The following is a 9,558-nucleotide window of genomic DNA, read 5'->3' on the forward strand; positions in this document are numbered from 1 at the left end:
CGACGGCCCCGGACCGGGCCGTCGATCCTTCGAGGCGCGCGTTCCGCGCTCCTCAGGATGACGGGCAGGGTCTTGCTACGCTGCCCGATCGATTTCCAACGCTCGAAAGCCACCAGCTTCCATCATGCTCTATTCCGCTGTCATCAATGTCATGGTCAAGGCCGCGCGCCGCGCCGGCCGCAGCCTCAAGCGCGACCTCGGCGAGATCGAACATCTCCAGGTGTCGCTGAAGGGGCCGGCGAACTTCGTCTCGCTCGCCGACAAGCGCGCCGAGGAGATGCTCTACACCGACCTCGAGAAGGCCCGGCCCGGCTACGGGTTCCTCGGCGAGGAAGGCGGCAAGCGCGAAGGCAGCGACAAGAGCCACACCTGGATCGTCGATCCCCTGGATGGCACCACCAACTTCCTGCACGGCATCCCGCAATTCGCGATCTCGATCGGGCTCAAGCGCGAGGACACCGTGATCGCCGGCGTGATCTACAATCCGGCCAATGACGAGCTCTACATCGCCGAGCGCGGCAAGGGCGCCTTCCTCAACGACCAGCGGCTGCGCGTCGCCGGCCGCCGCCAGCTCAACGAATGCGTGGTCGCCTGCGGCCTGCCGCATATCGGCCGCGGCAACCACCAGCTGGCGCTGCAGGAGATGGCCGCGCTGCAGACCAAGGTCGCGGGCTTCCGCCGCTTCGGCGCCGCCTCGCTCGACCTCGCCTTCGTCGCCGCCGGCCGGCTCGACGGCTATTGGGAGCGCAATCTGCAGGCCTGGGACGTCGCGGCCGGCCTGCTGATGGTCCGCGAAGCCGGCGGCACCGTCTCGGGCATCCAGGGCAATGACGACCCGCTGCAGACCGGCCACGTGGTCTGCGGCAACGAGTTCGTGCACGGCGAGCTGATCAAGATCCTGAAGCCGCTCGGGCAGTAGCGCGACGGCGCGATCTATTCGTCGTCATCATCGTCATCGTCATCGTCATCCTGGTCGTCTTCCCGGTCACGAAATTCACCGCCAGCGGTCAGGCCCTCGATGGTGGTGGCGCCCTTCGCCTTGATCACCCGGCGGAGCGGCACCGAGCTCTCGCTGCGCAGTGCCTCCATCAGTTGTTCCGAATGGGTGACGATCCAGATGTCGGCGCGGCGCGACGCCTTGGCGATCAACCTCGCCAATGGCGCCAACAGCGATGGATGCAGGCTGGTCTCGGGCTCGTTCAGCGCGATGAACGGCGGCAGGCGATAGCCCATGAACACGGCGAGCAGGCAGATATATTTCAGCGTGCCGTCGGATAGTTCGTGCGCCTTGAACGGGCGCGGCATGTCCGCCTGCCGCAACTCGAATTCGCAGCGCCCGTTTGCTTCCCATGCCCGGAGCTCGGCACCGGGGAATGCATCCTCGATCGCATCCTGCAGGTCGGCCGCATCCTCCCTGATCGCGTAGAGCGTTGCCAAAACGGCAGCCAGGTCGCTGCCATCGGCGCTCAGCGACGGCGTCGTGATCGCGAGGCAGGGCTTGCGGATCGGCGACGCCGGATCGGTGCGGAAATCGTGATAGAAGCGCCAGCTCTGCAAGGCGTTCCTGATCAAGCCGACTTCGGGACATGTCTGGCCGTCGAGGAAATCGGCGAGCGCGGTTTCCGATGGCAACACCGCATTCTTGTGCTCGCTCCAGGCGCCGCTCTCGCCGCGGACGCTGACATGTGAATTCGTCCGCTCCATCATCAGGACTTTCCGCTTGCCATGGAACGCCTCGATGCGTTCGGACTTGATCATCGGCTCGCCGGGAAATGCCGCCTCGACCGGGCCCGGATGTCCGAGTTCGATCGCGTATTTGATGTTGTCGAATCTGGCCGCCAATCGCAGCCGCCCGTCCTCGCCGCGCTGGCGCATGCCTGACCAGCAGACCGAGTTCAATCCGCCCTCGTCGGCGATCGTGCGCGTGATCCGGCCGGTCGCCGCGTCGCGCAGCAGCGACAGCGACTTGTAGAGATTGGATTTGCCGACGCCGTTCTCGCCGACGAAGACCGACAGCGGTTGAATGGCCATCGAGAGCCGCCGGATCGAGCGATAGTTCGAGATCGCAATATCGCTCGGCCGCATCGCATGCTCTCAATCTCCGGGTTGCCTGACCGCTCCCCGTTCAATCCAGAGCTGCAATCTGGATTGACTATGCTGGAAAAGCAAGCCGGAGGCGCCGCCGACGGACATCAGTGGCCTCCCCTTGCCGGCGCAGGCGGGCCGTAGACTTCGGCATTCTCCGCGGCCTTCTCCCGGTCGCCGGCCAGCACGCGCTGCACGCTGACGAAGAACACCGGCACCAGGAGCAGCGCAAGGATCACCACTGCGATCATGCCGCCCATCACGGACGTGCCGAGCGCCTGCTGGCTGGCACCACCGGCGCCGGTCGCAATCGCCATCGGAAGCACGCCGCAGACGAACGCGAGACCGGTCATCAGGATTGGGCGGAATCTGAGGCTGCACGCCTCGATGGTCGCCTCGACCAGCGGCTTGCCCTGCGCGCGCAGGTCCTTGGCGAACTCGATGATCAGGATCGCATCCTTCGCCGCAAGACCGATGATGGTGATCAGGCCGACGGTGAAATAGACGTCGTTGGAGAGCCCGCGCATCGTCGCCGCCACCACCGCGCCGAGAATGCCGAGCGGAATGGTGAGCAGCACCGCGAGCGGAATGGTCCAGCTCTCATAGAGCGCGGCGAGCAGCAGGAACACCACCAGCACCGAGAGCGCGAGCAGGAACGGCGCCTGCGAGCCCGACAGCTTCTCCTGCAGCGACTGGCCGGTCCATTCATAGCCGAAGCCGCGCGGCAGCTTGTCGGCAAGCCGCTCCATCTCGGCGATCGCATCGCCCGAGGTGAAGCCCGGCCGCGCCTCGCCGGAGATGCGCACCGCCGGATAGTAGTTGAAGCCCGCGATCTGCGTCGGCCCCTTCGTCCACTCGATGGTGGCGAAGGCCGAGAACGGCACCAGCTGGCCGCGGCTGTTCTTGACGTTGTAGTTGAGAATATCGTCCGCGTTCATGCGGCTGGTCTTGTCGGCCTGCACGATGACGCGCTGCATGCGCCCGCGGTTCGGGAAGTCGTTGATGTAGTTCGAACCGAGATTGGTCGAGATCGTGTTGTTGATGTCCTCGAAGGTGAGGCCGAACGCGCCCGCCTTCTCGCGGTCGATCATCAGATTGACCTGCGGCGCCGGCGGCAGGCCTTCGACATAGACCTTCTGCAGCACAGGACTGGCATTGGCCTCCGCGATCAGGCGATCGGATGCGGCGATCAGCGCCGAATAGCCCTTCTGGCCGCGGTCCTGCAGGCGGAACGAGAAGCCCGAGGAGTTGCCGAGGTTGTCGATCGGCGGCGGCTGCAACGCCGAGATCCTGGCGTCGCGGATCGACGACAAGTCGCGGTTGATGTCGGCAACGATGGCGGCGGCGGAATCCTTCGGGCCGCGCTCCGACCAGTCCTTCAGGGTGATGAAGGCCTGCGCGGTGTTCATACCCTGGCCGAGGAAGCTGAATCCGGTGAGGAACGTGACGTTCTCGATGCCGGCGCGGTCCTTGAGGTACTTCTCGACCTGCTCGACCGCGGCTTCGGTCCGGGCATAGGACGACTCCGACGGCGTCTGCACGTCGGTCGTGATGAAGCCCTGGTCGTCGACCGGCAGGAAGCCGCCGGGCAGCCGCACGAAGCCGTAGGCGACGCCGAGGAACAGCACGAGGTAGATCAGCATCAGGCGGCCAGTGCGCTTCAGCGAACCCTGCACGGTGCGGGTATAGCCCGCGCGGCTGGTGTCGAGCACGCGGTTGAACCAGCCGAACACGCCCTTGCTGGCATGGCCGTGGCCCTTCTTGACCGGCTTGAGCAGCGTCGCGCACAGCGCCGGCGTCAGCGACAGCGCGAGCAGCGCCGAGAACGCGATCGCCGCCACCATGGTGACCGAGAACTGCCGGTAGATGATGCCGACCGAGCCAGGGAAGAACGCCATCGGCACGAACACCGCCATCAGCACCAGCGTGATGCCGATGATGGCGCCGGTGATCTGCGACATCGCCTTCTTGGTGGCTTCCTTCGGCGGCAGGCCTTCCTCCGCCATGATGCGTTCGACGTTCTCGACCACGACGATGGCGTCGTCGACGAGGATGCCGACCGCCAGCACCATGCCGAACATGGTCAGCATGTTGATCGAGAAGCCCGCGATCATCAGCGTGGCGCAGGCGCCCAACAGCGCCACCGGAACCACGATGGTCGGGATGATGGTGTAGCGGATGTTCTGCAGAAACAGGAACATCACGACGAACACCAGCACCACGGCCTCGACCAGCGTCGTCAACACCTTCTTGATCGAAGCCTCGACCACCGGCGTGATGTTGTAGGGGATTTCGTAGGAGATGTTGGCCGGGAAGAAGCGCGACAGCTCCTTCATCTTGGCTTCGACCGCGCTCGCGGTCGCCAGCGCATTGCCCTTCGGCGACAGCAGCACCGAGAGGCCGGCGGTCGGCTTGCCGTCCAGGCGCGTGTTGAACTGGTAACTGAGGCCGCCGACCTCGATCCGCGCGACGTCGCGCAGGCGGACCGTCGAACCGTCATTGTTGGCGCGCAGGATGATGGCGCCGAATTCATCGGGTGAGGACAGCTGGCCCTTCACCAGCACCTGCGCGGAAATCTTCTGCGTATCGGTGCTCGGCTCGGCGCCGATGCTGCCGGAGGCGACCTGGGCGTTCTGCGCCGTGATCGCCTTGTTGACGTCGTCGGCGGACAGGCCGTAGCCGACCAGCTTGGCCGGATCGATCCAGATTCGCAGGCTGCGTTCGGTCGAATACAGCGTGGCGCGGCCGACGCCGGGGATGCGGCGCACCTCGCCGAGCACGTTGCGGATCATGAAGTCGCCGAGGCCGACCTCGTCGAGGCTGCCGTCGGTCGAGTTCAGCGTGATGATCTGCAGCACGGCTGATGAGGCTTCCTCGACCAGGATGCCCTGCTGGATCACGGCGCGCGGCAGCCGCGCCTCGACGCGCTTGAGGCGGTTCTGCACCTCGACCGAGGCCTGGCTGGTGTCGGTGCCCGGCTTGAAGTTGGCGATGATCTCGACCTGGCCGAGCGAGTCGGAGGTCGATTCGAAGTTCAGGATGTTGGCGGCGCCGTTGAGCTCCTCCTCGATCAGCCGCGTCACGCTGTTGTAGAGGTTCTCCGGCGACGCGCCGGGATAGCTGGTCGAGATCGAGATCGAGGGCGGTGCGATGATCGGATATTGCGCGACCGCGAGCAGCGGGATCGAGATCGCGCCGATCAGACAGATGAACAGCGCGACGACCCAGGCGAAGATCGGCCTGTCGATGAAGAAGCTAGGCATGTCGGATCACCGCACCGCGTGCGCGGTCTGGTGCGAATCCGTCGGTGCTGCAGCTGCGTCGACCTCGCGCCAGGCTTGCGGCCGGACCTTGTCGCCGGCGGCGAATTTCTGGAACCCCTCGACGACGACCTTGTCGCCGGCCTTCAGGCCGTCGGTCACGAACCAGGAACCACCCTGCAGCGAGCCGGTGCGCACCGGCTGCACCGCGACGTGATTGTCGGCCTTGACGACGAACACCTCGCTGCCGCCGCCGCCATTGCGCTGGATCGCCTGCTGCGGCACGGCAATCGCATCGCTGTCGATGCCCTGCTCGATCAGCACGCGCACATACATGCCCGGCAGCAGGATGCGATGCGGGTTCGGGAACTCGCCGCGCAACGTCACCTGCCCGGTATAGGCGTCGACCTTGGCGTCGGAGAACAGCAGCTTGCCCGGCAGCGGGTAGATCGAGCCGTCGTCGAGCACGAGGCGCACCTTCATCGCGTCGGGCGCGATGCGGTCGAGGTCGCCGCTCTCGAAGGCGCGGCGGAGCTGGTTCATCTCGGTCACCGACTGCTGGAAGTCGGCGTAGATCGGATCGAGCTGCTGGATGGTCGCAAGGCTCGCGGCGTCGTTCTGCACGACGAGGGCGCCCTCGCTGACCAGCGCAGCACCGATGGTGCCGTCGATCGGCGCACGAATGGTTGCGTAATCCAGGTTGAGCTTGGCGCGGGCAACATCGGCCTCGCGGCCCTGAACGTCGGCTTCGGCTCCCTTCAGCGTCGCGATCGCCTTTTCATTCTCGGCTTCCGGCGCGGCGCGCTGGCTGGTCAGGGTGGCGATACGGCGAGCTTGCAGCGCGGCCTGCTCGAGCACGGCCTTGGCGCGCGCCAGCGCCGCCTCGGTCGACTGCAATTCGACTTCGAACGGGCGCGGATCGATCTGGTACAGGGGATCGCCGACCTTCACCTCGCTGCCCTGATGGAACATGCGGTTGACGATGATGCCCGAGACGCGCGGGCGCACCTCGGAGACACGGGTCGGCGCAATGCGGCCCGGCAGTTCGCGCACCATCGCGCGCGACTGCGGCCTCACGGTGACGACACTGACGTCCGGCTCGGGTGCTTGTACGGCGGCGGTTGCGGTGTTCGGCTCGTCGCAGCCAGCAAGCATTGGCGCGAGGGCAGCCAGCATCAATGCAATGCATGCCGATTGCGCGCGAAGTCCAGACATTGAGATGATCGCCCCTGATAGGTTTGAAGAAACGAACAGCGATGTCACTGCGACACCGCTCGTTTTGCTGCGTGGAAAATAAAACCCGTTTGCTGCGACGCAAAGCGTTTGTCGGGCGGCTCATTGTCACACAAACCTATCACCCTGATTTTTCGGCATGTTTTATCGACTCACTGCATTGTGAGCAGGTTCCATCGCAAGCTGTGGGAATGCATTAAGGACTGCGTGCACGGGAATCCGGCCATTTTACCCTGCGCGGAATGCCGCACCTCGCGACACCGAGACAATCGGACCGAATCACCCTGCGTCGCGCTCGTCCCACCCAAGGATGCGTGCAAACCGACCTCATCTCGCGATCTGCGGGTGGGGTATGCAGCTCTGTGGATGGTGATGCGCCGACCGGTCGGAAAGCCGTGCAAAGCGGCAACGGCCCACGAGATTCCAACCCAAGGTCCTGTTTGCTGCCCCTGGAATCGGCTTTCCTCACTCCGCCGCTGTGCCATATTGCTCGCAGATGCGGCCTTCGCGAACGGATGACCCGGCAATGCCTCCTTCCCGCTCCGACATGGAGATCGAATTGAGCAAGCTGTCCTCGCCCCGGATCTTCCTGGTGCGGATGCTGGTGTTCCTGGTGCTCTGCGGCCTGGTCGGGGTCGTGCTGTACAAGCAGATCGTCACCGCCTTCTTTGCCAATCCGGGACTGAACGCCCTGATCGGGGCGGTGCTGCTGATCGGCATCATCCTGGCGTTCCGCCAGGTGATCCGGCTCTATCCCGAGGTCGCCTGGGTCAACAATTTCCGCATCGCCGATCCCGGCCTTGCGATCGCGCGCCGCCCGACGCTGCTTGCCCCGATGGCCGCGATCCTCGGCGGCGAACGCGCGGGGCGGATGTCGATCTCGCAGCAGACCATGCGGCATCTGCTCGATTCGATCGCAACCCGCCTCGATGAAGCCCGCGACATCTCGCGCTACATGACCGGCCTGTTGGTGTTCCTCGGCCTGCTCGGCACGTTCTGGGGCCTGATCGAGACGGTGGGCTCGGTCGGCAAGGTGATCGACGGGCTCAAGGTCGGCGGCGACGCCGGCGCGTTGTTCGATACGCTGAAGGAGGGCCTCGCCGCGCCGCTCGGCGGCATGGGCATCTCGTTCTCGTCCTCGCTGTTCGGCCTTGCCGGCTCGCTGATCCTCGGCTTCCTCGACCTGCAGTCGAGCCAGGCCCAGAACCGCTTCTACACCGACCTCGAGGACTGGCTCGCCGGCACCGTGCGCGGCATTTCCGGCGATGAAGCCGGCGTCTCCGGCGACATGCAGGGCGCGATCGACCGGCTCCGCACCGCGCTGGAGGAAGGCGGCGGCGGCCGCAGCACCACGGCCGCGATGGCCAATCTTGCCGAGGCGATCCAGGGGCTGGTCGCGCATATGCGCACCGAGCAGCAGATGATCCGCGAATGGGCCGACGGCCAGGGCGAGCAGAACCGCGAGATCAAGCGGCTGCTCGAACGCCTCGCCCGCCAACCCGAGAAGAGCTAGCCGGGGAGCAAGCCCAAGGAGAGACCCATGGCCCTCGCCCGCTCGCGCCGCAGCGAATCCGGCTTCAACTACTGGCCCGGCTTTGTCGACGCATTGTCGACGCTGGTGCTGTCGATCGTGTTCCTGCTGTCGGTGTTCCTCGTCGTGCAGTTCTTCCTGTCGCAGGAGGTCACGGGCAAGGACAAGGCGCTGGAACAGCTCACCGCCAAGATCGCCCAGCTCAACGACCTGTTGTCGCTGGAGAAGCTCTCCAAGCTGACGCTCGACGACCAGGTGGCGCAGCTGCGCGCCGGGCTCGCTTCCGCGGAAGGCGAGCGCGACCGCATCAAGGGGCTCTATGAGGGACTCGCGAGTTCCGGCAGCGACGCGCAGGGCCGCGCCAACGAACTCAACAAGGCGCTGGAGTCCGAGAAGGCCGTATCGTCGCGCGCATTGGCGCAGATCGAGCTGCTGAACCAGCAGATCAGCGCGCTGCGCCGCCAGCTCGCCGCGCTCGAAGAGGCGCTCGACGCCTCCGAGAAACGCGACAAGGAATCGCAGAACCGCATCGCCGATCTCGGTCAGCGCCTCAATGTCGCACTGGCGCAGCGGGTGCAGGAACTATCGAAATACCGCTCGGAATTCTTCGGTCGGCTGCGTGCGATCCTCGGCAACCGTCCCGATATCCGCGTCGTCGGCGACCGCTTCGTGTTCCAGTCGGAAGTGTTCTTCGACACCGGCCAGGCGACGCTGCTGCCCGAGGGCAAGACCGAGCTCGAAACGGTCGCGAGCGCGCTGATCGATCTCGACAAGCAGATTCCGGCCGAGATCGCCTGGGTGCTTCGCGTCGACGGCCACACCGACGTGCGGCCGATCAACAGCCCGCTGTTCAAGTCGAACTGGGAATTGTCCTCGGCGCGCGCGATCTCGGTGGTGCAGTACCTGGTCTCGCTCGGCGTGCCGGCGCAGCGCCTGGTCGCCGCCGGCTTTGCCGAATTCCAGCCGCTCGACACCGCGCAGACTGAAGAGGCCTACAAGCGCAACCGCCGCATCGAGCTGAAGCTGACGGAAAAATGACCCGCATGTCGGCGTGGAACGCGACGCTCCGTCATGGCCAGGCTTATCCCGGCGAGACGACAGGCTGAAGTCGCGCCGCACATACCGCCGTCGTCCCGGCGCAGGCCGGGACCGATACGCCGCGGCGGGTGTTGTAGGTGGGACTCGTCGTTGCAACCGCACTTGACAATTCGCATCGGTGGTTATGGGTCCCGGCCTGCGCCGGGACGACGATGAGGATGGTTCTCGATTCATCGTCTCACACCACGCGGTGTCATCACCCGCGCATGCGGAGGCGGCGAGCCGAGCGATTACAGTGCGGATGCCACACACACGATCGTCGTTCTGGCGAAAGCCGGGACCCATAGCCACCGCAATTGATTGGGAACGGGATCGCGGCCTCAGCGTCGCGCAACAATTGAGATTTGGGGT

General features: G+C 65.4%; 6 protein-coding genes. 3 read left to right on the forward strand and 3 right to left on the reverse strand.

Annotated elements, in window-relative coordinates; translation table 11 throughout:
* Positions 1–124 precede the first annotated feature (124 nt).
* Entirely contained in the window at positions 125–919 is a 795-nt protein-coding gene (locus AKL29_RS19690; protein WP_050385258.1) for an inositol monophosphatase family protein, read from the forward strand.
* Positions 920–933: 14 nt separating this feature from the next.
* Here the strand turns inward: AKL29_RS19690 and AKL29_RS19695 are convergent, their stop codons facing one another.
* The 3 genes from AKL29_RS19695 to AKL29_RS19705 all read right to left on the reverse strand — a co-directional run bounded on the left by AKL29_RS19695 (position 934) and on the right by AKL29_RS19705 (position 6,560).
* The gene (locus tag AKL29_RS19695; protein WP_050385259.1) at positions 934–2,085 is read right to left on the reverse strand and encodes an AAA family ATPase; all 1,152 of its coding nucleotides are present in this window, start codon (positions 2,083–2,085) and stop codon (positions 934–936) included.
* 107 nt (positions 2,086–2,192) lie between these two features.
* Complete coding sequence (locus AKL29_RS19700; protein ID WP_050385260.1) at positions 2,193–5,348, reverse strand: multidrug efflux RND transporter permease subunit; 3,156 nt, start codon at positions 5,346–5,348, stop codon at positions 2,193–2,195.
* 6 nt (positions 5,349–5,354) lie between these two features.
* A complete protein-coding gene (locus tag AKL29_RS19705) occupies positions 5,355–6,560 on the reverse strand; it encodes an efflux RND transporter periplasmic adaptor subunit (protein WP_152977667.1) in 1,206 nt (401 codons plus the stop codon).
* Between the two features lie 544 nt (positions 6,561–7,104).
* Between AKL29_RS19705 and AKL29_RS19710 the strand changes: the two genes are divergently transcribed.
* Positions 7,105–8,091 carry a hypothetical protein gene (locus AKL29_RS19710; protein ID WP_050385261.1) on the forward strand — a complete coding sequence of 329 codons (987 nt, stop codon included), beginning with the start codon at positions 7,105–7,107 and terminating at the stop codon, positions 8,089–8,091.
* 27 nt (positions 8,092–8,118) lie between these two features.
* Complete coding sequence (locus AKL29_RS19715; protein WP_050385262.1) at positions 8,119–9,147, forward strand: peptidoglycan -binding protein; 1,029 nt, start codon at positions 8,119–8,121, stop codon at positions 9,145–9,147.
* Positions 9,148–9,558: the final 411 nt, after the last annotated feature.

Origin of the sequence: Bradyrhizobium pachyrhizi (assembly GCF_001189245.1) — a bacterium.
Taxonomy (GTDB): Bacteria; Pseudomonadota; Alphaproteobacteria; order Rhizobiales; family Xanthobacteraceae; genus Bradyrhizobium; species Bradyrhizobium pachyrhizi.